The organism is Micromonospora purpureochromogenes, from assembly GCF_900091515.1.
Lineage (GTDB): Bacteria > Actinomycetota > Actinomycetes > Mycobacteriales > Micromonosporaceae > Micromonospora > Micromonospora purpureochromogenes.
On the sequence record NZ_LT607410.1, the window covers coordinates 47,201 to 71,650 of the forward strand.

General features: G+C 73.6%; 21 protein-coding genes, 1 tRNA gene and 1 pseudogene. 6 read left to right on the plus strand and 17 right to left on the minus strand.

Going from position 1 to position 24,450, the window contains the following annotated elements:
* Window positions 1–7 precede the first annotated feature (7 nt).
* Window positions 8–81, minus strand: a tRNA-Thr gene (locus GA0074696_RS00240).
* Window positions 82–160: 79 nt separating this feature from the next.
* Here GA0074696_RS00240 and GA0074696_RS00245 point away from each other — a divergent pair.
* A pseudogene (locus GA0074696_RS00245) lies at window positions 161–1,953 on the plus strand (metallophosphoesterase family protein).
* Window positions 1,954–2,062: 109 nt separating this feature from the next.
* Here GA0074696_RS00245 and GA0074696_RS00250 read toward each other — a convergent pair.
* From GA0074696_RS00250 to tmk, 6 genes are all read right to left on the minus strand, one after another.
* Window positions 2,063–2,902, minus strand: coding sequence for a PSP1 domain-containing protein (locus GA0074696_RS00250; RefSeq protein ID WP_088959215.1), 840 nt, complete (start codon window positions 2,900–2,902; stop codon window positions 2,063–2,065).
* 261 nt (window positions 2,903–3,163) lie between these two features.
* Complete coding sequence (locus GA0074696_RS00255; RefSeq protein ID WP_088959216.1) at window positions 3,164–3,829, minus strand: hypothetical protein; 666 nt, start codon at window positions 3,827–3,829, stop codon at window positions 3,164–3,166.
* Window positions 3,829–4,134 (minus strand): hypothetical protein, encoded by a 306-nt coding sequence (locus tag GA0074696_RS00260; RefSeq protein ID WP_088959217.1) that lies wholly within the window; start codon window positions 4,132–4,134, stop codon window positions 3,829–3,831. Before GA0074696_RS00260 ends, GA0074696_RS00255 begins: the two co-directional genes overlap by 1 nt.
* 1 nt (window position 4,135) lies before the next feature.
* Window positions 4,136–4,462, minus strand: a complete 327-nt coding sequence (locus tag GA0074696_RS00265; protein WP_088959218.1) for a YbaB/EbfC family nucleoid-associated protein — start codon at window positions 4,460–4,462, stop codon at window positions 4,136–4,138.
* A 109-nt stretch (window positions 4,463–4,571) separates the two neighbouring features.
* Window positions 4,572–5,813 carry a DNA polymerase III subunit delta' gene (locus GA0074696_RS00270; RefSeq protein ID WP_088959219.1) on the minus strand — a complete coding sequence of 414 codons (1,242 nt, stop codon included), beginning with the start codon at window positions 5,811–5,813 and terminating at the stop codon, window positions 4,572–4,574.
* The gene (gene tmk, locus GA0074696_RS00275) at window positions 5,813–7,912 is read right to left on the minus strand and encodes a dTMP kinase (protein WP_088959220.1); all 2,100 of its coding nucleotides are present in this window, start codon (window positions 7,910–7,912) and stop codon (window positions 5,813–5,815) included. The genes GA0074696_RS00270 and tmk overlap by 1 nt, the downstream gene beginning before the upstream one ends.
* A gap of 288 nt (window positions 7,913–8,200) precedes the next feature.
* On the opposite strand from tmk, the gene GA0074696_RS00280 reads away from it, so the two are divergent.
* Window positions 8,201–9,409 (plus strand): amino acid deaminase/aldolase, encoded by a 1,209-nt coding sequence (locus tag GA0074696_RS00280; protein ID WP_088959221.1) that lies wholly within the window; start codon window positions 8,201–8,203, stop codon window positions 9,407–9,409.
* 22 nt (window positions 9,410–9,431) lie between these two features.
* Here GA0074696_RS00280 and GA0074696_RS00285 read toward each other — a convergent pair whose 3' ends face one another.
* The gene (locus tag GA0074696_RS00285) at window positions 9,432–10,004 is read right to left on the minus strand and encodes a TetR family transcriptional regulator (RefSeq protein ID WP_088959222.1); all 573 of its coding nucleotides are present in this window, start codon (window positions 10,002–10,004) and stop codon (window positions 9,432–9,434) included.
* A 227-nt stretch (window positions 10,005–10,231) separates the two neighbouring features.
* Between GA0074696_RS00285 and GA0074696_RS00290 the strand changes: the two genes are divergently transcribed.
* The gene (locus GA0074696_RS00290) at window positions 10,232–11,536 is read left to right on the plus strand and encodes a D-arabinono-1,4-lactone oxidase (protein ID WP_088959223.1); all 1,305 of its coding nucleotides are present in this window, start codon (window positions 10,232–10,234) and stop codon (window positions 11,534–11,536) included.
* A 31-nt stretch (window positions 11,537–11,567) separates the two neighbouring features.
* On the opposite strand, the gene topA is transcribed toward GA0074696_RS00290, so the two are convergent.
* From topA to GA0074696_RS00320, 6 genes are all read right to left on the minus strand, one after another.
* Window positions 11,568–14,393 carry a type I DNA topoisomerase gene (topA, locus tag GA0074696_RS00295; RefSeq protein WP_088959224.1) on the minus strand — a complete coding sequence of 942 codons (2,826 nt, stop codon included), beginning with the start codon at window positions 14,391–14,393 and terminating at the stop codon, window positions 11,568–11,570.
* A gap of 443 nt (window positions 14,394–14,836) precedes the next feature.
* Window positions 14,837–15,454, minus strand: a complete 618-nt coding sequence (locus GA0074696_RS00300; RefSeq protein WP_088959225.1) for a hypothetical protein — start codon at window positions 15,452–15,454, stop codon at window positions 14,837–14,839.
* On the minus strand, window positions 15,445–15,987 hold the full coding sequence (locus GA0074696_RS00305) for a hypothetical protein (RefSeq protein ID WP_088959226.1): 543 nt from the start codon (window positions 15,985–15,987) through the stop codon (window positions 15,445–15,447). The genes GA0074696_RS00300 and GA0074696_RS00305 overlap by 10 nt, the downstream gene beginning before the upstream one ends.
* A 114-nt stretch (window positions 15,988–16,101) precedes the next feature.
* Entirely contained in the window at window positions 16,102–18,453 is a 2,352-nt protein-coding gene (locus GA0074696_RS00310; RefSeq protein WP_088959227.1) for a sodium-translocating pyrophosphatase, read from the minus strand.
* Between the two features lie 318 nt (window positions 18,454–18,771).
* A complete protein-coding gene (locus tag GA0074696_RS00315; protein WP_088959228.1) occupies window positions 18,772–19,209 on the minus strand; it encodes an ATP-binding protein in 438 nt (145 codons plus the stop codon).
* Window positions 19,206–19,562, minus strand: coding sequence for an STAS domain-containing protein (locus tag GA0074696_RS00320; RefSeq protein ID WP_088959229.1), 357 nt, complete (start codon window positions 19,560–19,562; stop codon window positions 19,206–19,208). The genes GA0074696_RS00315 and GA0074696_RS00320 overlap by 4 nt, the downstream gene beginning before the upstream one ends.
* Window positions 19,563–19,702: 140 nt before the next feature.
* On the opposite strand from GA0074696_RS00320, the gene GA0074696_RS00325 reads away from it, so the two are divergent.
* The 3 genes from GA0074696_RS00325 to GA0074696_RS00335 all read left to right on the plus strand — a co-directional run bounded on the left by GA0074696_RS00325 (window position 19,703) and on the right by GA0074696_RS00335 (window position 23,203).
* Complete coding sequence (locus GA0074696_RS00325) at window positions 19,703–22,225, plus strand: DEAD/DEAH box helicase (RefSeq protein WP_231925210.1); 2,523 nt, start codon at window positions 19,703–19,705, stop codon at window positions 22,223–22,225.
* 145 nt (window positions 22,226–22,370) lie between these two features.
* The gene (locus GA0074696_RS00330; protein ID WP_088959230.1) at window positions 22,371–22,577 is read left to right on the plus strand and encodes a hypothetical protein; all 207 of its coding nucleotides are present in this window, start codon (window positions 22,371–22,373) and stop codon (window positions 22,575–22,577) included.
* Window positions 22,578–22,624: 47 nt separating this feature from the next.
* Window positions 22,625–23,203, plus strand: coding sequence for an LURP-one-related/scramblase family protein (locus GA0074696_RS00335; RefSeq protein ID WP_088959231.1), 579 nt, complete (start codon window positions 22,625–22,627; stop codon window positions 23,201–23,203).
* Between the two features lie 263 nt (window positions 23,204–23,466).
* Here the strand turns inward: GA0074696_RS00335 and GA0074696_RS00340 are convergent, their stop codons facing one another.
* From GA0074696_RS00340 to GA0074696_RS00350, 3 genes are all read right to left on the minus strand, one after another.
* Complete coding sequence (locus GA0074696_RS00340; RefSeq protein ID WP_088959232.1) at window positions 23,467–23,832, minus strand: Rv3654c family TadE-like protein; 366 nt, start codon at window positions 23,830–23,832, stop codon at window positions 23,467–23,469.
* Window positions 23,833–23,900: 68 nt separating this feature from the next.
* Window positions 23,901–24,269 (minus strand): TadE family type IV pilus minor pilin, encoded by a 369-nt coding sequence (locus GA0074696_RS00345; RefSeq protein WP_088959233.1) that lies wholly within the window; start codon window positions 24,267–24,269, stop codon window positions 23,901–23,903.
* Window positions 24,266–24,394 (minus strand): DUF4244 domain-containing protein, encoded by a 129-nt coding sequence (locus GA0074696_RS00350; RefSeq protein WP_208418639.1) that lies wholly within the window; start codon window positions 24,392–24,394, stop codon window positions 24,266–24,268. Before GA0074696_RS00350 ends, GA0074696_RS00345 begins: the two co-directional genes overlap by 4 nt.
* Between the last annotated feature and the right edge of the window lie 56 nt (window positions 24,395–24,450).

The following is a 24,450-nucleotide window of genomic DNA, read 5'->3' on the forward strand; positions in this document are numbered from 1 at the left end:
TGTACCGAGCCGCCTGACGGAATCGAACCGTCGACCTACGCATTACGAGTGCGTCGCTCTAGCCGACTGAGCTAAGGCGGCAACGATCGTCAAGTGTACGGCACGGCCCGCCCACCGGCCGAGGGGGTTCCCCCACCCGGGAACCCGGACATCGGACGCGATCGGTCGTTCGTCGGACAGCGGTAGCGGCCCGTCGGCGCTACGCTCCCGCGGGTGAGCGACGATCACCCCACGTCCGGCTCCGACGTTCCCGCCGAGCACGCCCCCGGCGAGCGGGCGGCCCGCCGGCCGCTCAGCCTCGACCCCGTGGAGCTGGGCTTCACCCCGCGTAAGCCGGTGCCCTGGCTGGCGCCGTTCCTGCTGATCAGCACCGGCATCCGGACGCTGCTGGCGATGCTGTTCGGGGCGTACCTGGACAAGCGCGAGCTGCAGAACGCGCTGGATTCGAAGATCGGGCGGCAGGTCGGGCCGGACGGCGGGCTGTGGCTGGACTACGTGGCCGACCTGGGCGACGGCTTCAACGCCACCTACTCAGTGGCGTACCTGCTCGCGCAGCGGGAGCTGGAGGTGGACGGGCACCGGCTGCCGCGGGCGCAGACCCTGATGATGGGGGGCGACCAGGTCTACCCTTCGGCCGCGTACGAGGCGTACGAGGACCGGTGCAAGGGGCCGTACCAGGCCGCGCTGCCGGTGGCGCCGCCCGAGCGGCCGACCCTCTTCGCCGTGCCCGGCAACCACGACTGGTACGACGGCCTGACCGCCTTCCTGCGCCTGTTCGTCCGCTCCCGGGACCGGCACTTCGGCGGCTGGGGCACCGGGCAGTCCCGCTCGTACTTCGCCGTGGAGCTGCCGGCCGACTGGTGGCTGCTCGGCCTCGACGACCAGTCCGGGTCGTACCTGGACGACCCGCAGCTCGCCTACTTCGACGAGGTGGCCCGGCGGCTGGGCCCGCAGAGCAAGATCATCCTGGCGGTGCCGGCGCCGACCTGGGTCAAGTCCGTCGACCACCCCACCGCGTACGACTCGATCGACTACTTCATCCGGACGATCCTCGCCCCCACCGGCGCGCACGTGCGGGTGCTCATCTCCGGCGACCTGCACCACTACGCCCGGTACGCCGGCCCGGAGCGGCAGCTGATCACCTGCGGGGGCGGCGGGGCGTACCTGTACCCGACGCACAAGCTCCCGGAGCGGATCGAGGTGCCGCCGAAGGACACCCTGTCCCGCCGGGCCAGCGCCACCCGCCCGTACGATCTGGTCGCCCGCTACCCGGACGCGGCCCGGTCCCGGCGGTACGGCTGGGGTATCTTCCCCCGGCTGCCGTTCCGGAACCCTGGTTTCACCACTTTGCTCGGGACCCTGCACACGCTGCTCATGCTGGCCATGGCCGGGGTGACGGCGAACCGGGCGGGCAGCACCGAGCAGCGGCTGTTCAGCGTCCCGCTGGTGATCATGTTGGGGGTGACGCTGCTCGGGGCGGCCCTCTTCGCCAAGCCACCGACCGCGGGCGGGAAGCGGCACGTCCGGCACTGGATCCTCGGGGTGAGCCACGGGCTGGCGCAGGTGGGACTCGCCGCCGCCGGCACCTGGGCCTGGCTGGAGCTGCCCTTCTACGACTGGCCGTGGCCGCTGCCGGCGGCCGCCGCGGCCGTCGTCTACGGCCCGGTGATCGGTCTGGTGTCCAGCCAGGTGGTGGCGGCGTATCTGCTGGTGGCGGGGGCGTTCGGGGTGAACGTCAACGAACTCTTCGCCGGCCAGGGCATCGAGGACTCCAAGTCGTTCCTGCGGATGCGGATCGACCCCGACGGCTCGCTGACCATCTACCCGATCGCGGTCGACCGGGTGTCCCGGGACTGGCAGTTGAACCCCGACCAGTCCCCCACCGCCTCCTGGCTCACCCCGAAGTCCACCCTCACCCCCCGCCTGGCCGAACCCCCGGTCACCCTCGACTGACGGCGTCGATCAAGAAGTTTGCGTCCAGATCCGGGCTCCAGCAGACGCAGACTTCTTGATCGACGGGCGCAGGCCCGCCGGGCGCAGGCCGGGCGGGAGGGCCGGGGGGTCAGGCGGAGTAGTGCTGGTCGTGGGCCTGGCGGGGGGCGCAGACCGAGGCGCGGGAGCAGGAGCAGCGGGAGCCGTCGGCGTCCAGCCGTACCGTGACCGCGTCCCGGGGGACGCTGTGGCCGACCACCTTGCCGTCGCCCTCCGGCGTGGAAACCCTGGTGCCGACCGGCGGGGCGGACTCCTGGAAGCGTTGGTAGAGCGGGTGCTCGTACTTCAGGCAGCACATCAGCCGGCCGCAGGCGCCGGAGATCCGCAGCGGGTTGAGCGGCAGGTCCTGGTCCTTCGCCATCCGGATGGTCACCGGCTCGAAGTCGTTGAGGAAGGTGGCGCAGCACAGGTCGCGACCGCAGGAGCCGATGCCGCCCTGCACCCGCGCCGAGTCCCGGGCGGAGAGCTGGCGCAGCTCGACCCGGCAGCGCAGGGTCGCGCCCAGGTCGCGGACCAGGGAGCGGAAGTCCACCCGGTGCGGGGCGGTGAAGTAGACGGTGGTCCGCTCGCCGCCGACGTCGCCCTCGCCCAGGACGTGGTCCACGGCGACGACCTTCATCGGCAACTCGTGCTCCCGGATCAGCCGCTTGGCGGCCACCTTCGCCTCGGCCTTGCGCCGGCGCAGCAGCTCGTCGCGGCGCAGGTCCTCCTCCTGAGCCAGCCCGGCCAGCTTCGGGAAGCCGTCGGTCTCCTCCGACACCCACTGCGCCGCCCAGACGCACTCGGCCACCTCGGGCCCGTCGTCGGTCGGGACCAGCACCCGGTCCCCGACCTGCGGCCGCAGCTCACCCGGGTCGAGATAGTAGAGGCGCCCGTACCGGTTGAAGCTGACCGCGCAGAGCATGCCCATGCGGTCCACCCTACGACGGACGACCGGCGGCGGCCCGGCCACCCGTCGCCAGGCGGTTACCCCGTGCAGTCATCCACGATCGTCGACTCGTTCCCTTGGGCCTCGCCCGGACGGCTGAATCGGGCTCCGGGGCGGGACAAACGTCCGGGTGGAGGCGTTGAGTGGAGGCAGACCTGCGGGGGGTGCAGGGAATGGCCACGGCGCCGCCGCCGGGCCCCCGGTCCAGGCCGGGCGCCGCGCGCGGCGCCGTGGACCACCCGGTCAGCGACCCACCCGGGTGGTGCTGTCGTAGCGGGCCGGGCCGCCGGCCGACGCCCGCCAGGTCGACTCGGCCAGGCTCGGCGACCACTGGCGCAGCAGCGTCTCCGCCCCGTCGTACGCCACCCCGAGCACCGCGAGCACCCTGGTGGCGATCTCCGCCGCCGCGCCGGTGCCGGTGGCGGAGTCGCCGCCCGGCGCGGTCGCGGCGAGGACGCGTACCGCCTCGGTGGAGCTGAGCACCTCGGCGAGGACCCGGGCCACCGCCAGCCGGCTGCCCTCCACCCAGTGGGCGAGCGCGTCGGCGTACCCGGCGGTCGACTCGATCCGCCCGACCAGGCTCTCCGGCCCCTCGTCGAGGTGGCGCAGCAGCGCCGCGCGGGCCTCGCCGTACGCGGCGGCGGCCGGGCCGGACCACAGGCCCGGATCGGTGAGGGCGGCGCACGCGTCGTCGTACCCCCGGACGAGCCGGCGCACGGCGTGCCCGGCGGTCGTCAGCGGCGCCGGGTGCAGGTCGAGGAAGGCGCGCAGCGCGTCGCCGGGCAGCACCTGCATCCGGCGCAGCAGCGGCCAGAGCCGGTGGCCCTCTCCAGCGCCGGCGGCGAGCAGGTGGTCGACCCGGCGCAGCAGCTCCAGGCCGGGCTCGGCGAGCCGGTCCAGGGCGTCCATCAGCGCTCCCCGGTCAGCCGCCGGCCGGCGGTGTCGTCGGCGCCGGCGTAGCGGTCGGCGGCGCTGCGGACGGCCGCGGCCGCGGCGGCGAGCCGGGCGGCGGCCGCCCCCGCCTCCCGGGCCCGGTCGCCGGTGGCGGCGGTCCACTGCCGGTGCAGCGCCCGGCCGACCTCGCCGGGGCGGCCCGGGGCGTCCGCGCCGAACGCCGGGTGGGCCGGGTCGGTGGCGGTCACCGTGCGGGCGAGCACCGCCAGCGTGTCGCTCGCCTCCTCCAGGCGGGCGGCGAGGGCGCGCAGCGCGTCCATCTCAGGCCCCCGCCAGCGGCCGGTACGCCGCGAAGGTCTCGTTGTGCAGCTTCTCCCGGGCCCACTGCGCGGCGTCCGCCGCGGCGGTGACGGCGGCCTGCACCGAGCCGGCGACGTCGCGCGGGTGGCGGGAGTGCAGCGGGCCGAGGAAGCGGACGTCGGTGATCCGGCCACCGGCGGTCACCACCACCTCGACCAGCCCGTCCGGCGACCGGACGGTGACCTCGACGGTGTTGACCGCCTGGTCGAACTCGGCCTGGAGGGACTCGATCCGGCGGTAGCGCCGCACCGCCTCCTCGATCCACGCCTCGTCGATCTCGCGCGGCATCGGTTCTCCCCCCGGCCGACCATCACCCTGCGTGCCCTCACCGTCACCAGGGCACACCGGACCGTACCGCACGCCCGTGACACCTGTCGATGCCTGTGGACAGCGGAAACTATCCCTTCCAGAGGGTGAGCATCATCGCCTCGACCGCGATCCGGGGCTTGACGTTCGCCTCGATCGCCGCCCGGCACTCCAGCACGGCCTCCAACCGCCGCAGGGCGCCCTCGGCGTCCCACTTCTGCGCGCCGGCCTCGGCCATCGCCGCGGTGTCGGTGTGCACCGGGGCGACCGGGGCGCGCAGCGCCATGGTGAGCGCGTCCCGGTAGAAGCCGGCCAGGTCGACCAGGGCCCGGTCCAGCGCGTCCCGCTGGGCGCGGGTGGCCCGTGACTTCTGCCGCTTCTCCAGGTCCTTGAGCTGCCCGGCGGCGCCGCGCATCGCGCCGGCCGCGCCCCGCCCGGTGCCGCCCGCGCCGAGCGCGGTCTGCAACGCCGCCCGTTCGGCCGCGTCGGCCTCGGCCACGGACGCCTCGGCCTCCGCCTCGGCCGCCTCGATCAGGGCCGACGCCGCGTCGAGCGCGGCGCCGACGCCGGTCAGCCGGCGGGGCACCGCCAGCACCGCGTCCCGGCGTTGCCGCGCCTCGGGGTCGCGGGCCAGCCGCCGGGCCCGTCCGACGTGCCCCTGCGCGGCCGCCGCCGCCCACTGCGCCACGTCGGGCGCGATGCCGTCCCGGCGCACCAGCACCTCGGCCACCGCGGCGGCCGGCGGCTGCCGCAGCGGTACGACCCGGCAGCGCGACCGGATGGTCACCGACACGTCGTCCGGGTGGGTGGACGGGGCACAGAGCAGGAAGACGGTCCGCGGTGGCGGCTCCTCGATCGCCTTGAGCAGGGCGTTGCCGGCGGCCTCGGTGAGCCGGTCGGCGTCCTCGATGATCACGATCTGCCAGCGCCCGCCGGACGGGGTGCTGGCCGCCCGGAGCACCAGCGCACGCATCTCGCCGACCCCGATGGAGAGCCCCTCGGGCACCACCAGGCGCACGTCGGCGTGGGTGCCGGTCATCGTGGTGTGGCAGCCGGGGCACTCGCCGCAGCCCGTGCCGTACGCGCACTGCAGCGCGGCGGCGAAGGCGCGCGCGGCCACCGACCGGCCGGAGCCGGGCGGGCCGGTGAAGATCCAGGCGTGGGTCATCCCCGCACCCGGGTCGACCCCCGGCTCTCCCTCGACCTCGGCCTGTCCCGATCCGACGGCGACCGGGTGGGCGGCGCGCAGCACGGCGGCGGCCGCCGCGGCCGCGTGGCGCAGCGTGCCGACCGCCTCGTCCTGGCCGACCAGGTCGGCGAAGACGTCGGGCATCAGGTCCGGTGCTCCATCGTCACCAGCTCCGCGTCGGATAACTCGGGCTGCACCGAGGTGTCCGGCCCGTGCGCGGGGCGCGGGTGCACGATGGCGGCCGGGTCCACCAGGAACTCGTCGACCCGGCGGGCGACCAGGGCGGCGATCTCGTCGGCCGGCCGGGAGGCGTCCAGCACCAGGTAGCGCTTCGGGTCGTTGGCGGCGAGGTCGAGGAAGGCGTACCGGACCCGCTCGTGGAAGGCAAGCGACTCGGCCTCCAGCCGGTCGGTGCCCTGGTTGCGGGCGGCCACCCGGGACAGGCCGGTGCGCGGGTCGACGTCGAGCAGCACCACCAGGTCGGGCTTGAGCCCGCCGGTGGCCCACGAGGAGAGCCAGGAGACCTCCTCGACCGGCAGCGTACGGCCGGCGCCCTGGTAGGCCAGGGAGGAGTCGACGTACCGGTCGCTGATCACCACCGCGCCCCGGACCAGCGCCGGACGGACCACGGTGGCGACGTGGTGCGCCCGGTCGGCGGCGTAGAGCAGCGCCTCGGCGCGCGGCGAGGGTGCCTCGGCCCCGGCGTTGTCGAGCACCAGCGACCGGATCCGCTGGCCCACCCCGGTGGCGCCCGGCTCGCGGGTGACCACCACGTCCCGGCCCTGCCCACGCAGCCGCTCGGCGAGCGTGTCGAGCTGGGTCGACTTGCCGGCGCCCTCGCCGCCCTCGAAGACCACGAAGAGGCCGGTGGAGACGAAGGGCTCGGCGGGCATCAGCGGGCGACCCCGGATCGAGCCCCAGAGGTCGGCGAGGACCGGCACGCCCTTCTTGTCGTCCATCTGCCCGAACGCGCTGATCCCGGCGAAGATACCGGCGGCGCCGGCCGCGAGCAGCAGCAGCCGGGTGGAGGAGACGGAGACCCCGAGGTCGGCGATGGTGAGCTTGCGGGAGCCACCGACGCCGACCAGGAGGCTGCTCAGCGCGATGGCCAGGATCAGCACCAGCCGGGTGCCGATCTGCACCACCGCGAAGACCCGGCCGCGCACCTCGTCGGCGACCTCGCCGCCGAGCAGCGTGGTGCCGGCGAGGAAGGCCATCCCGGCCCCGGCGCCGACCAGGATCGCACCGAGCATGGCCATCGACAGGTGGATGGCGAAGGCGAGCACCAGCACGGACGCGCTGGCCAGCACGATGCTCATGCCGAACCAGCGGCGGCGGGACATGTCCCGGACGATCATCGGGCCGAGCCCGATGCCGAGGGCCAGGCCGATGAAGATCGCCCCGAAGAGCATGTAGAAGGCGGCGTCGCCGGCGCCGAGCGAGGCGGCGAAGAACTTGGCCGTGCCGATCACGATGCCGCCGCCGGCGAACGCGCCGAAGATGCCCAGTACCAGGCCGCGTACCAGCGGGGTCTGCTTGATGAACTTCCAGCCCTCGGTGAACTGGCGCATCATGCTCTGCTCGGTGCGCTCCCGCTCGCTGGCCTGCGCCTGGCTGATCTCCTTGATGCCGAAGGCCACCACCAGCGCGGTGGCCAGCCGGGAGAAGGAGTTGAACCAGAGGGCGAGCTGGGCGGGCTCGGCCCAGCCCGGCATCTCGCCGCCGGTCGCCGCGCGGACGCTGCGGTCGAGCACCGCCAGGCCGATCGCGGCGGCCACCGGGGTCAGCCCGTACGTGGTGATCAGCGTGAGCTGGTTGGCGGTCTCCAGCCGGGCGCGCGGGATCAGGTTGGGGACCGCGGCCTCCTTGGCCGGGATCCAGAGCAGGGTGATGGTCTCGATCAGGAAGGTGGCGACCGCCGCCCAGCTGACCACCACGCCACCGCTGGCCCCGGTGAGGGCGAGCAGCGGGATCGAGGCGAAGAGCACGAAGCGCAGCAGGTCGCAGATGACCATCGTCCAGCGCCGGTCGAAGCGGTCGGCGAGCACGCCGGCCACCGGCCCGAGGATCAGCGCCGGCAGCAGCCGGACCGCGATCAGGGTGCCGAAGGCGGCGCCCTTGGCGGTGCTGCCGGAGACCTGGGCGGCGGCGAAGACGGAGGTGGCGAGCAGGCCGAGCCAGTCGCCGAAGGAGGCCGCGCCGAGCACGATCCAGAGCCGACGGAACGGCCGGATGCGCAGCACCGACCGGATCGCGGCCGCGCCGGACCGGTCGGCCTGGGCTGCTCCGGACTGCACCCCGGGCGTCGACACGCCGGGCGACTCGCCGTTCTTCTGGCTTTCGATGGCCGTACCTCCACGTGCCGGCCCAACGCTGGGCAGTCCCGGTGGAACACTCTAGTCCCGGTGGGGGGCCTCCCCACCGGCGACATTCTCCTGCTCGCCGAGCCTAGGCCGCCGGGACCAGCGACCGCAGCCCGGCACTACATGAGGGTATTTCGCATTACTATCCTGGACAGTTAGCGTGCACCCGTGGCCATCGACAGCGACACCCTGCGCGAGCGCCTCGACTCGGCGACCGCCCACCTCGACCCGCCGTACGCCGTGGTCGACCTCACGGCCTTCGACGCCAACGCCGCCGCGCTGGTCGACCGGGCGGGCGGCAAGCCGGTCCGCGCCGCCAGCAAGTCGATCCGCTCCCGGGAGCTGACCACCCGGGCGCTGGGCCGGCCGGGCTGGGCCGGCGTGATGGCGTTCACCCTGTCCGAGGCGACCTGGCTGGTCCGCTCCGGCGTGACCGACGACGCGCTGGTCGCGTATCCGACAGCGGAGCGGGCGGCGCTCGCCGAGCTGGCCACCGACCCGGCGCTCGCCGCGGCGATCACCCTGATGATCGACGGCACCGACCAGCTCGACCTCGTCGACGCGGTCCGCGCCCCCGGCCGGCGGCCGGAGCTGCGGGTCTGCCTCGAGTTGGACGCCTCCTGGCGACCGCTGGGCGGGCGGGTGCACGTCGGGGTGCGCCGCTCACCGGTGCACAGCGCCCGGGCCGCCGGCGCGCTCGCCGCCGCCGTCGCCGCCCGACCGGGCTTCCGGCTGGTCGGGCTGATGGCGTACGAGGCGCAGATCGCCGGCCTCGGCGACGCGCCGCCGGGGCGGGCCGTCATGGGCGCCGCGATCCGGCTGGCGCAGCGCGGGTCGTACCGGGAACTGCTGGCCCGTCGGGGTGCGGCGGTCGCGGCGGTACGCGAACACGCCGACCTGGAGTTCGTCAACGGCGGCGGCACCGGCAGCGTCGCCGCCACCAGCGCCGATCCCGCGGTCACCGAGGTGACCGCGGGATCGGGCCTGTACGGGCCGACGCTGTTCGACGCGTACCGCGCCTGGCAGCCGACCCCGGCGGCGTTCTTCGCCTGCGCCGTGGTCCGCCGGCCGACGCCGCAGCTGGCGACGGTGCTCGGCGGCGGCTGGATCGCCTCCGGCCCGGCCGAGCGGAGCCGGCTGCCCCGGCCCTGGCTGCCGGCCGGGCTGACGCTGGTCGGCACCGAGGGAGCCGGTGAGGTGCAGACCCCGCTGGCCGGCGCCGCGGCGGCCGGGCTGCGGGTCGGCGACCGGGTGTGGTTCCGGCACGCCAAGGCGGGCGAGCTCTGCGAGCACGTCAACGAGTTGCACCTGGTCTCCGGTGACCAGGTGGTCGCCACCGTGCCCACCTACCGCGGCGAGGGGCACGCCTTCCTCTGACCGGGGCCGCCCGGCGGGGCCGTCAGCCGGGTTGGACGGCCTCGGTGGCGTCCACGTGGCGGTGCAGGTACTCACGGATCAGCGCCTTGGCCTCGGCGAGGACCCGCTCGTCGCCCTCGGGCTTGCGGCGGAACGCCAGCTTGATCAGGGCGTCCGCGGCCTCGACGGCGATCTCCAGGCAGAACCGCAGCCGCGGTTCGTCGGTCATGCCGAACCGCTCGGTCAGCACCCGGGCCAACTGGTCGGCGATCACGCCGTTGTTGTCCCGCTGCTCATCGAGCAGGTGCAGGTCGACCACGTCGCCGAAGTGCAGGGTACGGAACCCCGGGACCGTCCGGTGCATCGTGATGTACTCGTCGATCCCCGCGTCGACACCGTCCCACCAGTGGGTCAGGTCGTCCGAGGCGAACCGCTCGTCGAGCCGCTGCAGGTAGGACTCCATCGTGCGCAGGGTCAGCGCCTGCACGATCGCCCGCTTGTCCGGAAAGAACTGGTAGACCGACCCGATCGCCACCTCGGCACGTTCGGCGAGCAGCGTGGTGGTCAGTCCCTCGTACCCCACTTCGTCGACGAGTTCGGCACAGGCGTCCAACATCCGCTGGACCCGCGCGACACTTCGACCCTGCACCGGAACGCGGCGCAGCGGCCCGGTCGTGGCGGCTGGTGTGGACACTCGGCGCCACCCCCCTTCGACGGAGAAACATATCTGGTTGTCACGAGTCCGTGACTACCGGTACAACGAGCGGACCTCGATTGCGGTATTTACCAGGAACAACGTTCCTGATATGAAGTCAGTTCATATTCACGTCGAGGAGCGCGCCGATGGCCGGTACCGCCACCGCATGGTCCAACTGGGCCGGCAACCAGCACAGCATCGCCACCGCCATCCTGCGCCCCGCCACGCTGGACGCCGTCACCGAGGCCGTCCGGGACGCCGCCGCGGCGGGTGAACGCATCCGGGTGGTCGGCAGCGGCCACTCGTTCACCCCGATCGCCGTGGCCGACGGCCGGCGGATCGAGTTGACCAACCTGGCGACCGAGGTCCGGGTCGACCGGGACCGACGCCTGGTCACCGTGCCCGCCGGGATGACCCTGCACGCGCTCAACGCGCTGCTCGCCCGGCACGGGCTCGCGCTGCCCAACCTCGGCGACATCGACGCCCAGACCGTCGCCGGCGCGATCTCCACCGGCACCCACGGCACCGGAGCAGGATACGGCTGCCTGTCCACCTTCGTCACGGCGCTGACCCTGGTCACCGGCACCGGCGAGGTGCTGCGCTGCTCCGCCGACGAGCAGCCGGACGTCTTCGCCGCCGCCCGGGTCGGGCTGGGCGCGCTCGGCGTGCTGGTCGAGGTGAGCCTGCGCTGCGTCGACGCCTTCGTGCTGCGCGCCCACGAGCGCCCGGCGCCGCTGGACTCGGTGCTCGCCGAGCTGCCGACACTGATCGACGCGCACGACCACGTCGAGTTCTACTGGTTCCCGTACACCGCCCGGGTGCAGGTCAAGACCAACGACCGGGTGCCCGCCGACGACCGGCCGCTGCCCCGGTGGCGCGGCTGGCTGGACGACGACTTCCTCGCCAACACCGTCTTCGCCGGCGCCTGCCGGCTGGGCCGCGCCGTGCCGGCGCTGGCCCCGACCATCAGCGCGGTCTCCGCCCGGGCGCTCACCGAACGCAGCTACACCGGCCGCTCCGACACGGTCTTCTGCACCCCGCGCCGGGTCCGCTTCGTGGAGATGGAGTACGCCCTGCCGCGCGCCGCCCTGCCGACCGCGCTCGACGCGCTCCGGCGGATCGTCGACGGGCTGCCGTTCAAGGTGCTCTTCCCGGTCGAGGTGCGGTTCACCGCCGCCGACGACATCTGGCTGTCGCACGGCTACGGCCGGGAGTCCGCGTACGTGGCGATCCACCAGTACGTCGGCATGCCGTACGAGCCGTACTTCCGGGCCTTCGAGCAGGTGGCGACCGACCTCGGCGGCCGGCCGCACTGGGGCAAGCTGCACTACCGGGACGCGGCGTCGCTCGCCACGGCGTACCCCCGCTTCGCCGACTTCCTGGCGGTCCGCGACCGCCTGGACCCGGACCGGCTCTTCACCAACCCGCACCTGGACCGGATCCTCGGCTGAGTGCTCCCCGGGCGCGAGGCGCCCGGGCCCGTCACTCGGCGGAGCTGGCCGCCTTCTTCGGAGCGGCCTTCTTCGCCGGGGCCTTCTTGGCCGCCGTCGCCTTGGCGGTGGTGGTCTTCTTGGCCGCCGTCGACTTGGCCGCGGCGGTCTTCTTCGCCGCCGTCGCCTTCTTGGCCGGGGCCTTCTTGGCGGCCGCCTTCTTCTTCGGCGCCGGACCCTTCGCCCGCTTCTCGGCCAGCATCTCGGAGGCCTGCTCCATGGTCAGCTCCTCCGGGGTCTGGCCCCGGCGCAGCGATGCGTTGAACTCGCCGTCGGTCACGTACGGCCCGAACCGGCCGTCCTTGATGACCAGCGGCTTCTCGGTCAGCGGGTCGACGCCCATCTCGCGCAGCGGCGGCGCGGCGGCGCGACGCTGGCGGGTCTTCGGGGCGGCCAGCAGGGCCAGCGCCTCGTCCAGCGTGACGGTGAACATCTTGTCTTCCGAGTCCAGCGAACGGAACTCGTCACCGCGCTTCACGTACGGGCCGTAGCGGCCGTTGTTGGCGAAGACCTCGACCCCGTCGGGGGCCACGCCGATCAGCCGGGGCAGGCTGAGCAGCTTCAACGCCTCATCGAGGGTGAGCGAGTCCGGCGTCTGCGAGCTCAGCAGCGAGGACTTCCGCTCGCCGCTGGCCACGTACGGGCCGAACCGGCCGGACTTGAGCAGGATCGGCTCGCCGGTGGCCGGGTCGTCGCCGAGCTTGCGCTCGCCCCCGCCGCCGAGGAACAGCTCGTGCACCTTCTCCGGGGTCAGCTCGTCGGGCGCCAGCCCCTCGGGGATCGGTGCCCGGTCGCCCGGAGCGCCGCCCTCCTCGCCCTCCGCCTTCGGCGCCGGCTGCTCGCCCGGCACCGCCCGCTGCAGGTACGGCCCGAACCGACCGACCCGGACGACGACCTCGCGGCCCTCGTCGTCGGTGAAGAGCGGGATCGAGTTGACGCTGCGCGCGTCGATGTCGGTGATGTTCTCGGTGACCAGCTTCTTCAGCCCGCCGGCGTGGGCGATGGCCTGGTCGCCGGTGCCGTTGGTGCTGCCGAAGTAGAAGGAGGTGAGGAAGTCGACCGCCGCGTGTTCACCGCCGGCGATCTCGTCCAGCTCGTTCTCCATGCTGGCGGTGAAGTCGTAGTCGATCAGGCGCGGGTAGTGCCGCTCCAGCAGCCCGATCACCGCGAACGCCAGGAAGGACGGGATCATCGCCTGGCCGCGCTTGGAGACGTACCCGCGGTCCTGGATGGTCTGCATGATCGACGCGTACGTCGACGGACGGCCGATGCCCAGCTCTTCCAGCGCCTTGACCAGCGACGCCTCGGTGTAGCGCGACGGCGGCTGGGTGTGGTGGCCCTGCGCGGCCAGCTCGTCGGCGGTCAGCGGCTGGTCCTTGACCAGGGTGGGCAGTCGGCGCTCGGCGTCCTCGGCCTCGGCGTTCTCGTCGTCGCTCGACTCGACGTACGCCCGCAGGAAGCCCGGGTCGGTGATGGTCTTGCCGGTCGCGCCGAAGTCGGCCTCCTCCTGGGCGGAGGAGACGGCGCGGATGCGCACCGAGACGCTGGAGCCGACCGCGTCGGTCATCTGCGAGGCGATGGTGCGCCGCCAGATCAGCTCGTAGAGCTTGAACTCCTCGGCCGACAGCTCCTTGGCCACCTCGCCCGGAGTGCGGAAGTTGTCCCCCGCCGGGCGGATCGCCTCGTGCGCCTCCTGCGCGTTCTTCACCTTGCCGGTGTAGCGGCGCGGCTCCGGCGGCACGCTGCGCTCGCCGTACAGCTCGACGATCTGCCGGCGGGCCGCCGCGATGGCGGTCTCCGACAGGTTCACCGAGTCGGTACGCATGTAGGTGATGTAGCCGTTCTCGTAGAGGCGCTGCGCGGTGCGCATCGTCTGCTGCGACGAGAGGCGCAGCTTGCGGGCCGCCTCCTGCTGAAGGGTGGAGGTGATGAACGGCGCGTACGGGCGGCGGCGGTACGGCTTCTCCTCGACCCGGGTGACCGTGAACGGCCGCCCGTCGAGACGGGCCGCCAGGCCCCGGGCGCCGCCCTCGTCCAGGTGCACCACGCCGGCGCCGGCCCGGACCCGGCCCGTGGTGGGCTCGAAGTCCTTGCCGGTGGCGATCCGGTCGCCGTTCAGCGCGACCAGGGTGGCGTTGAAGGTGCGCGGGCCCTGGCCGGCGTTCGCCACGGCCAGGGTGGCCAGGATGTCCCAGTACTCGGCGGTGCGGAAGGCCATCCGCTGGCGCTCCCGCTCGACCACGATCCGGGTCGCCACGGACTGCACCCGGCCCGCCGAGAGCTTCGGCATGACCTTCTTCCACAGCACCGGCGAGACCTCGTAGCCGTACAGCCGGTCGAGGATGCGGCGCGCCTCCTGGGCGTCGACCAGGTCGCGGTCGATCTCGCGGGGGTTGGCCACGGCCGCCTGGATCGCCGGCTTGGTGATCTCGTGGAAGACCATCCGCTTGACCGGCACCTTGGGCTTGAGCGTCTCCACCAGGTGCCAGGCGATCGCCTCGCCCTCGCGGTCCTCGTCCGTCGCCAGGAAGATCTCGTCGACCTCCTTGGCCAGCTTCACCAGCTTGCTGATCTGCTGCTTGCGGTCGGCGGAGACGACATAGAGGGCGTGGAAGCCGTTGTCGACGTCCACCCCGAGCCGGGCCCACGCCTCGCCCTTGTACTTGGCGGGCACGTCGGCGGCGTTGCGCGGGAGGTCCCGGACGTGGCCGAAGCTGGCCTCCACGACGTATCCCGGGCCGAGGTAGCCCGAGATCGTCTTGGCCTTCGCCGGTGACTCGACGATGACCAGACGGGTGGTTCCAGCGTTGCTCGGCACGTCTCTCCCCGACCTCACTCCTGCTCTATGCCCGATCCGGGCCCTGTTGCACCCCACCGGACCACCGGCGGTCCGGATGTCCAACGTAACGCGCCGCCGGGGTTTCGGGTTTCGCGGGCGGCAAACAGCCTCCGCGCGGCGGGCGCCACGGCGCCGCGCGGGCTTCACGGGCCGGACGGCGCCACCGTACACCGTGGGTAGGGCCGGAGGCGGGCCACTGTGACGATGGCGGACCCTCGGCCGAGGGTCACCGAGCCGTTTTACCGGCCGAACCGCCGCCCGGCTGTCCCCGATCGGACACCTCGCCGCCGCGCCCGCCTGACCCGGCCTGATCGACTCCGTTACGGCGAGACGGCGGTGTCCCGGTGGCCCTCATGCCGCCACCTCGCGCCGGCCTGGAGTCGACCTTGCAGGCCCGCCCGCCCCCTCTCCCGAGCCGGTGGTCAGGTCGGGATCGGCCAGGCCTCCGGCGGGGCGGCCGACGGCCGCTCGCCGACCAGCTCGGCCAGCCGGGTCAGCCGCCGACGGCCGGCGATCCGGAAGGCCGGCCCGCCGTCCTCGGGCTCCGACACCGCCGTCGGCAGGCCCACGGCGGCGAGCGCCGCCCGCACCGTCGGCCACCACTCCTCATCCCCTGGGCCGAGCCCGAGCAGGAACCCCGCGGGGTCGGACCGGCCGGCGGCGGCCAGCCAGAGCCGCAGCCGCCGACCGTTGAGATGGAAATGCGCGGGCGGGCGCTTGCCGCCCGCGTCGGCCAGCCAGGCCGTCGCCAGCGGCGCGAGGGTCCGCGCGTACGAGGTGCGCACGGCGTACCGCTGGTCCTCGGTCGCCTCCCAGCTCGCGGCCAGCCCCCGCAACCCGAGCTCGGCGACGAGCACGTGCACCCGCCAGGCGGCGTCGACCACGATCGAGAGTCGGGCGGTATGCCCCATCCGGCCCACCTCACCGGGGCCGGCGAGCAGGCCGGCCAGGTCGGCGACGGACGGGTCCGCCGCCTCGGTGCCGAACAGCGAGAGCTGGCGCACCGGTTCGGGGGGTGAGTCGGGAGGGGTCAGCGACACTCCGGAACCTCGTGAAAGGCCTGTTTGAGCTCTTGATCGTTGAGCCGGCTGGTGTCCAGCGCGCTCGCGTCGTACTCCTTGGTGAGCGTCTCGACCGTGGCCTTGACGCCGTCGTAGAAGGTGCTGGCCTCGCCGGTGCCCAGCCCCTCGATGGTGTCGCGGGCCCGGCCGTACGCGTCCCGGACCTTCGCCAGGGTGGTCTGGAACCCCTTGGAGATCTCCTCGCCGTGCTCGGTCTCCGGGACACCCGCGTCGGCGACCCTGCGCCGGGCGGTCTCGCTGGCGTCCGCCGCGCCGGCGAAGAGCCGGACCAGGTTCTCCTTGGCCTGCGCCGGGGTGGTCTGCGCGGTCATCTGCTGGTCGGTGCTGCTGGTGAGCTTGCTGATCTCGGCCCGCCAGGGGGTGAGCGCCTCGCAGACCGAGGCGGCCCAGGCCCGCGGGGTGGGCCCACCGCCGCAGGCGGCGACGGCGAGCACGAGCGTGGCCAGGACCACCGTGAGCTTTCCGGCGGCTGTCGCCCGGCACCTACGCATGCGTTGCAGCGTACGGCCTCCGCGCCGATGCGCCACCGCTCAGGTTTGCCGCCCACCGGGCGCGGCGGACGGGTTCCCGGCCGGCGGTCGGCCGACCGGGAACCCACCGTCGCCTCAGGCGTTGACCGTCTCCGCCCGCTCCGGGCTGCCCGCGCCGGAGCCGCCGTCGGAGGAGTCCATCGCCACGCCCTTGCGCTTGCTGAACACCACCGCGGCCACCACGATCAGGGTCGCGACCAGCGCGATCGCCAGCCGCAGCGGGTTGTTGCGGTCGTCGCCCACGCTCCACGCCACCACGGCCGGCGCGATCAGCAGCGAGACCAGGTTCATCACCTTGATCAGCGGGTTGATCGCCGGGCCGGCGGTGTCCTTGAACGGGTCGCCGACGGTGTCGCCGATGACCGTCGCGGCGTGCGAGTCGGAGCCCTTGCCGCCGTACGCGCCGTCCTCGACCAGCTTCTTGGCGTTGTCCCAGGCGCCACCGGAGTTGGCCAGGAAGACCGCCATCAGCGTGCCGGCACCGATCGCCCCGGCCAGGTACGCCGCCAGCGCGCCGGGCCCGAGGCCGAAGCCGACCGCGATCGGCGCGAGGATGGCCAGCAGGCCGGGGGTCATCAGCTCGCGCTGCGCGTCCCGGGTGCAGATGTCGACGACCTTGCCGTACTCGGGGCGCTGGGTGCGGTCCATGATTCCGGGCAGTTCGCGGAACTGCCGGCGCACCTCCATCACCACGGCCCCCGCCGAGCGGGACACCGCGTTGATGGCCAGCCCGGAGAAGAGGAAGACCACCGCCGCGCCGATGATCAGACCGACCAGGTTACGCGGGTTGGACACGTTCAGCGCGTTGAGGATCTCGGTGCCCACGTCCCCGACCCCGGCGTCGGCGTACGCGGTGCGCAGGGTGTCGGTGTACGAGCCGAACAGCGCGGTGGCGGCGAGCACCGCCGTGGCGATCGCGATGCCCTTGGTGATCGCCTTGGTGGTGTTGCCGACCGCGTCCAGCTCGGTGAGGATCCGGGCGCCGTCCTCGTCGATGTCGCCGGACATCTCCGCGATGCCCTGGGCGTTGTCGGAGATCGGGCCGAAGGTGTCCATCGCGACGATCACGCCGACGGTGGTGAGCAGGCCGGTGCCGGCCAGCGCGACCGCGAAGAGCGAGAGCGTGATGGAGCTGCCGCCGAGCAGGAACGCGCCGAAGACGCCGGCGGCGATCAGCAGGGCCGAGTAGACCGCCGACTCCAGGCCGACGCTGATGCCGGCGAGGATGACGGTCGCCGCGCCGGTCTGCGAGCTTTTGCCGATGTCCTGCACCGGGCGCCGGTTGGTCTCGGTGAAGTAGCCGGTCAGCGCCTGGATGGCGGCGGCCAGCACGATGCCGATGACGACCGCGCCGATGGCGACGATCCGGGGGTTCTCGTTGACGTCGGTCAGCCCGCCCTCCAGCTCGGCGAAGGTCGCCGGCAGGTAGGCGAAGGCGGCGATCGCCACCAGCACCGCCGAGATCACCGCGGAGAGATAGAAGGCCCGGTTGATCGCGGTCAGGCCGTTGCGGTCCGAGACGCGCAGCCGGGTGATGAAGACGCCGACGATCGCGACGAGGACACCGATGGTGGAGATGATCAGCGGGAAGACCAGGCCGTCCTCGCCGAACGCGGCGCGACCCAGGATCAGCGCCGCGACCAGGGTCACCGCGTACGACTCGAACAGGTCGGCGGCCATGCCGGCGCAGTCGCCGACGTTGTCGCCCACGTTGTCCGCGATGGTGGCCGCGTTGCGCGGGTCGTCCTCGGGAATGCCCTGCTCGACCTTGCCGACCAGGTCGGCGCCGACGTCGGCGGCCTTGGTGAAGATGCCGCCGCCGACCCGCATGAACATGGCCAGCAGGGCGGCGCCGAAGCCGAAGCCCTCCAGCACCGTCGGCGCGTCGCCCTTGAAGAGCAGGACGACCATCGCGGCGCCGAAGAGGCCGAGCCCGACGGTGAGGAAGCCGACCACGCCGCCGGTGCGGAAGGCGATCTTCATGGCGGCCTCGCGCCCGCCCTGCGCCTCGCGGGCCGCTGCGGCGACCCGCAGGTTGGCGCGGGTGGCCAGCCACATGCCGGCGCCACCGATGGACGCGCTGAACAGGGCACCGACCACGAAGAACGCCGACCGGCCGAGCTTCACCGCCAGCTCGCTGCCGTCGGTGTCGTGCACCGGGAGCAGGAAGAGGAGCACGACGGCGACGACGACGAAGATCGCCAGCGTCCTGAACTGCCGGAGCAGGTAGGCGGAGGCGCCCTCCTGTACCGCTCCGGAGATCTCCTGCATGTTGGTGGTGCCCTTACCGGCTGCCAGCACGGCCTTGGTCAAGGCGGCGGCGAAGACGAGTGCCACCAGCGCGATCACCGCGGCGATGACGACGTACGTCAGGTTTCCTCCGGAAAGGGACAGCGCGCCGCCATCGGCGGCCAAGGTCCCGGACATCTATGTCCTCCTGTACCGAACACTGTCGCGCCGGCCAGCGGACGCACTGACCCGACGCCTGGATGCAGTTGCGCAAGCGCTCCGACCCACCCCATGCAGACCAGCGATGAACGCACATACCCGCTGGCTGCGGGAAGGATCACTTGCTGACAACCCCGGTACTGTAGCCCCGCGCAGTGTTGGAGGTCACATCCGGGGGACACCGTGTCCGGATGATCTTTGTAACTGTGTTATGAGGAAAAATCTGATATAGGAGCCCATCAGCACGTCGAGGCCGCGACCCCGAAGGGTCACGGCCTCGACAGCGGAATGTGAAGGTCAGCGGCCGACCGGCCACACCATCCGGACCTCGGTGCCGACGCCCTCGTCGACCGGACGGACCTGGAGGTCCTCCACGAAACCGGCGAGCAGGGCGAAGCCGACACCGGTGGTCAGCGCCTCGTCGGTCAGCGACTCGTTGGCCAGGTCGTCGGCGTTCAACGCGGCCAGCCCGATGCCGGCCTCGATCGGCGCGCGGTCCACCACCCGCACCGAGTACGCCCCGGCGTCGGACATCTCCACCAGCACCGGGTCGGGCAGCCCGTACTGCCGGTGCAGCGCGACCGCCCGGGTGCAGGCCTCGCCGATGGCCAGCCGCACCTCGTCGAGCAGGTTCTCGCGCACCCCGGCCCGACGGGCCACCGCGACGCCGACCAGGCGGGCGGTGCGCACGTGCACCGGAGCCGGCGAGAAGGAGAGTCGGACCGTCGCCATCACGCGCCGGCGCCGGTGGGGTCCGCCGCGATCGCCGCCTCGACCGTGGGGTGCAGCGGGAACACCTGATCCAACGCGGTGATCCGGAAGATCTTGAGCAGCGGCTCCTTGTCGCAGACCAGGGCGAAGGAGCCACCGGCCGAGCGGAGCCGCTTGAGGGCGCCGACCAGCACGCCGAGGCCGGTCGAGTCGAGGAAGTCCACCCGGCCGAGGTCGACGACCACCCGCCGGGAGCCACCGTCGATCAGCTCGAGAAGCCGTTCGCGCAGGCGGGGGGCGGTGTACACGTCCACCTCACCGCCGACCTCGAGCACCGTGTGCTCCCCCACGGTGCGGGTCGCCAGCGACAGCTCCATCAGTCCCTCCTCCGAGAGCCGTAAACTCTCCTGGGCATCTAACCATCCCCGCCGCGACGGCCTCTGGTCACCGGCGGAGGCTTCTCCTTACCCACGCCCGGAGTTGTTCACCTCCGAACACCAGTGCGAGAGTGCAGGACGTGAATCCCGCAGCCACCGTATCCGCAGGTCCCGACCCCAGGCGACCGCCGACGGCGGCGCCGGGCGACCTGCTGCGCCGGCTGCGCGCCCGACACGGCGACGATCCGGTAACCCACGTCGAGCGGGTCCCGGCCCGACCCGGCGAGCCGGCCCCCTGGCCGCAGTGGGCTCCCGAGGACCTGCGGGCGGCGTTCGCCCGGCGCGGCGTGGTCGCGCCCTGGCGGCACCAGGCCGAGGCCGCCGAGCTGGCGTACGCGGGGCGGCACGTGGTGGTGGCCACTGGCACGGCGTCCGGCAAGTCGCTGGCCTACCAGCTGCCCGCGCTGGCCACCCTGCTCGCCGACCCCAGGGCCACCGTTCTCTACCTGGCGCCCACCAAGGCACTCGCCGCCGACCAGCTCCGCGCCGTCGCCGGCCTGGAACTCGACGGGGTACGCCCGGCCACCTACGACGGGGACACCCCGCGCGCCGAGCGGGAGTGGATCCGCCGGCACTCCCGGTTCGTGCTGACCAACCCGGACATGCTGCACCACGGCATCCTCCCCGGCCACGCGCACTGGTCCGGCTTCCTGCGCCGGTTGGCGTACGTGGTGATCGACGAGTGCCACACCTACCGGGGCGTGTTCGGCTCGCACGTCGCGCACGTGCTGCGCCGCCTGCGCCGGCAGTGCGCGAAGTACGGCCGTACCCCCGTCTTCGTGCTGGCCTCGGCGACGTCGGGCGACCCGGCGGCGGCGGCCGGGCGGCTCACCGGCCTGCCGGTGGCGGCCGTCACCGAGGACACCTCGCCGCGCGGCGGGGTGACCTTCGCGCTCTGGGAGCCGCCGCTGCTCCCCGATTCCGCGGGGGAGGTCGCGGACCTCGCGCCGGTGCGCCGGTCGGCGCTGCGGGAGACCGCGGACCTGCTCGCCGACACCGTCGCCGAGGGGGTACGCACGCTGGCCTTCGTCCGCTCCCGCAAGGGCGCCGAGGTGGTGGCCGCGAACGCGCGGCGGGCGCTCGACGAGGCGGTGCCCGGGCTCGGCGACCGGGTGGCCGCCTACCGGGCCGGCTACCTGCGCGAGGAGCGGCGCGAGCTGGAACGCGCCCTGCTCCACGGCGACCTGCTCGGGCTCGCCTCCACCAACGCGCTGGAACTCGGCGTCGACCTGGTCGGGCTGGACGCGGTGCTGATCTGCGGTTGGCCGGGCACCCGGGCGTCGCTCTGGCAGCAGGCCGGGCGGGCCGGCCGCTCCGGCGACGAGGCCCTCGCCGTGCTGGTGGCCCGGGACGACCCGCTCGACACCTATCTGGTGCACCATCCGGAGGCGCTGTTCGGGCGGCCGGTCGAGGCCACCGTGCTCGACCCGGCCAACCCGTACGTGCTCGCCCCGCAGCTCGCCTGCGCGGCGGCGGAGGCCCCGCTCACCCCGGCCGACCTGGACCTCTTCGGCGACGGGGCGAAGGAGGCCGTCGAGGAACTGGTCGCGGCGGGGGCGCTGCGGCAGCGGCCGACCGGCTGGTACTGGCGGCACCGGGAGCGGCCCGAGGTGGACCTGCGCGGCGAGGGCGGCGCGCCGGTCTGCGTGGTGGAAGCCTCGACCGGGCGGCTGCTCGGCACCGTCGACGGCGGCTCCTCGCACTTCCTCATCCACCCGGGCGCGGTCTACCTGCACCAGGGCGTCTCGTACGTGGTCGACTCGCTGGACCTGGCCGACGGCTGCGCGCTGGTGCACGCCGAGGAGCCGGACTGGTCCACCCACGCCCGCGACGTCACCTCACTGTCCGTGGTGTCGGTCCGCTCCTACGTGGACGCCGGGCCGGTCGGGCTCTTCCTCGGCGAGGTGGACGTGACCAGCCAGGTGGTGTCGTACCAGCGGCGGCGGATCGCCTCCGGGGAGGTGATCGACACCCGACCGCTGGACCTGCCGGCCCGGGAACTGCGCACCGTCGCGGTCTGGTTCACCCTCTCCCCGCAGTCGCTGGCTCTCGCCGGGGTGGAGGCGGCCGACGTCCCCGGGGCGCTGCACGCCGCCGAGCACGCCGCGATCGGGCTGCTGCCGCTGATGGCCACCTGCGACCGGTGGGACATCGGCGGGCTCTCCACCGCCGTGCACCCGGACACCGAGGCCCCGACCGTCTTCGTCTACGACGGCCACCCGGGTGGGGCGGGCTTCGCCGAGCGGGCGTACGGGACGGCGGCGGCCTGGCTGCGCGCCACCCGGGACGCGATCGCCGAGTGCGGCTGCGAGGCGGGCTGCCCGTCCTGCGTGCAGTCGCCGAAGTGCGGCAACGGCAACAACCCGCTCTCCAAGCCGGACGCCGTCCGGGTCCTCGACGTGGTGCTCGCCAACCTGCCCCGCGACGCCGAGCCGGCGCCCGCCCTGCCCGAAGGCAGCGTTCCGGTCGCGGCGGACGGGCCTGCGACGGCGGACCTGCCGGCCGCCGCGGCCGGTTCGCCGGTCGACGCCTCGGCCGCACCGCTCCTGCCGCGCCAGGACGGTCGGGCGGGCGCGGACGTCGACATCGCTCCCCCGGGCTGAGCCCTTCCGCTTTCCGGGATGCGTGCATGACCCGCACGACGGGTGGGCATTGATGCATGGGAGCGCTTCCATGGATGGCTTGGCTGTCCCACGGCGACGCTCAGCACACCAGCCGACCCGTCGTTTCCGCACCGGAGGAGGAACCGTGGCCGACACCATCGCCGAGACCGTCGACCTGCTCTACACGATCGACCAGGAGAAGCTCACCCCCGACCAGCAGATCGCCCTGGGCACCGCGCTGGCCAGCCTGGCGCAGGCGGAACGCCTGGAGCAGATCAACGAGCGGCTGCGCGGGATCCACCAGGTGCTCAACGCCCGGGCGCTGAAGGCGACGGTCGAGGGCGGACGCTGAGCCGCAGGTTGTGCGAGACTCCGGCGCACACTTCGGAGGAGATATACATGCAGCTCGACAACTTGCAGACGCAGCATCAGTTCCACGTCCGGCAGCGGATCCGGATGATGGTCAACCAGTACGAGGTCCGCGCCGTGGCCCCGGACGGCACCGAGGGGGAGCTGCTGGCGTTCGCGCAGCAGAAGCGGCTCGCCTTCAAGGAGCAGGTCACGATCTACACCGACGACTCCAAGCAGCAGCCCCTGCTCGGCTTCAAGGCGCGGCAGCGGCTCGACCTCGGCGCCACGTACGACGTCACCGACGCGGCCGGCAACTCGATCGGGCTGTTCCGCAAGGACTTCGCCCAGTCGCTGCTGCGCTCGACCTGGCACGTCGAGCAGCCCGGCCTGCCGCAGATCACCGGGCAGGAGCGGAGCATGCCGGTGGCGCTGCTGCGCCGCTTCGTGGACTCCCTCTCCTGGCTGCCGTACCACTTCGACTTCGTCGCCGAGGGCCAGCCGGTCTTCACCGTGGTCAAGAAGTGGGGCCTGCGCGACAAGTACGTCGTCGAGGTGCAGAACCCGCAGGTGGACCGCCGCCTGGTGATCGCCATGGCGATCGGGCTGGACGCGCTGCAGGGCCGCTGACCTGCCGACCGGCCGGGGCGCGTCCTGCGGGGGCGCACCCGGCCGCTCTGTCGTGGCCCCGGCGGCGCACTCGGGACGGTTCGTCGCTGCCCGCGAACCGGTCTGCTGCCACAGGGCAGTCCCGGCGGGCCGTGGCACCTGGCAGTACAGCCGGACAGCGCCTCGCTGGCCAGTTGGCCTGAACCCGCCGCTGTCGCCGCCGCACGAGGCGCGGCCAGGGATCGTCGTCAGTGCCCCGTCCCCAGGTGACCCGGCCCGACCAGTCAGTCGCGGACCGGGCCGGCGCGGGAAGTGGCCGTGGCGGTCCGCCGGAACCCGGGCAGCGGGGTCACCGGCACCTTTACCGTCACCAGCACGTCGAGGCCGTCCAGGTGGCAGCCGGCCAGCCGGGCGCCGTTGGCGCGGGCGATCTCGGCGGCCACGGCGCAGGCCACCCCGTCCCCCTCCAGCGCCCGGCCCGCTCCGGCGAGCGCCGCGAAGTCGGCGCCGACCCGGGCCTGGTGCCGGGCCGTCCGGGCGGTGCCGATCGCCGCACCGAAGACTCCGGCCAGGACGAACACCAGGCCGACGACGAGCAGGCACACCGTCGCCCCGCCCCGGTCGGACGCACCGGGTCGCCCCGGCGTCACGGCTGCGCCCCGGGGGAGCCCGGCTCGACGGCGGCGACCGTGGTGGCCGCGACGGTGATCCGCCAGCGTCACGGCTGCGCCCCGGGGGAGCCCGGCTCGACGGCGGCGACCGTGGTGGCGGCCACGGTGATCCGGGGTAGTCGCGCACCGAGCGCCCGGACGGGTGCCCGAACGGTGGCGGTGACCCGATCGCCGTTCACCGACACCGAGACGACCGCGCCCGGGGGCGCGATCCGCGTTCCGGCCGCCGTGCCGCTCTCACCCCGGGCGGCGGCGAGCGCCGCCTCCCGGGCCGCGTCCATGCAGGCGGCCTTCGTGGTGACCGCGTCGACCGCGGTGAGCCCGGCGAGCAGGAGCAGGACCAGCGCCGGCAGGCCGGCCGCCAGCTCGGCGGTGAACGAACCGCGGTCACGACCGGCCGGCCGGCGCCGGCTCACTTCAACGCCCGGTCGATGACGGCGGTCAGGGCGGACTGCACGTTGCCGGACGTGAGCACCTTGAGCAGGATGCCCGCGAAGGCGACCGCGGCGAGCGTGCCGACGGCGTACTCGGCGGTGTTCATCCCGGCGTCCCCCCGGAGCCGGGCGAGGAGTTTGCGCACTGGCGTGTCCCTTCTCG

Coding starts and splice junctions, on each gene's coding strand:
- GA0074696_RS00250 (WP_088959215.1), bottom strand. CDS start 2,902: ATGGGCATGCTCTGCGCGGTCAGCTTCAACCGGTACGGGCGCCTCTAC.
- GA0074696_RS00255 (WP_088959216.1), bottom strand. CDS start 3,829: ATGGACGCCCTGGACCGGCTCGCCGAGCCCGGCCTGGAGCTGCTGCGC.
- GA0074696_RS00260 (WP_088959217.1), bottom strand. CDS start 4,134: ATGGACGCGCTGCGCGCCCTCGCCGCCCGCCTGGAGGAGGCGAGCGAC.
- GA0074696_RS00265 (WP_088959218.1), bottom strand. CDS start 4,462: ATGCCGCGCGAGATCGACGAGGCGTGGATCGAGGAGGCGGTGCGGCGC.
- GA0074696_RS00270 (WP_088959219.1), bottom strand. CDS start 5,813: ATGCCCGACGTCTTCGCCGACCTGGTCGGCCAGGACGAGGCGGTCGGC.
- GA0074696_RS00285 (WP_088959222.1), bottom strand. CDS start 10,004: ATGTTGGACGCCTGTGCCGAACTCGTCGACGAAGTGGGGTACGAGGGA.
- GA0074696_RS00290 (WP_088959223.1), top strand. CDS start 10,232: ATGGCCGGTACCGCCACCGCATGGTCCAACTGGGCCGGCAACCAGCAC.
- GA0074696_RS00305 (WP_088959226.1), bottom strand. CDS start 15,987: ATGCGTAGGTGCCGGGCGACAGCCGCCGGAAAGCTCACGGTGGTCCTG.
- GA0074696_RS00310 (WP_088959227.1), bottom strand. CDS start 18,453: ATGTCCGGGACCTTGGCCGCCGATGGCGGCGCGCTGTCCCTTTCCGGA.
- GA0074696_RS00320 (WP_088959229.1), bottom strand. CDS start 19,562: ATGGAGCTGTCGCTGGCGACCCGCACCGTGGGGGAGCACACGGTGCTC.
- GA0074696_RS00335 (WP_088959231.1), top strand. CDS start 22,625: ATGCAGCTCGACAACTTGCAGACGCAGCATCAGTTCCACGTCCGGCAG.
- GA0074696_RS00350 (WP_208418639.1), bottom strand. CDS start 24,394: ATGAACACCGCCGAGTACGCCGTCGGCACGCTCGCCGCGGTCGCCTTC.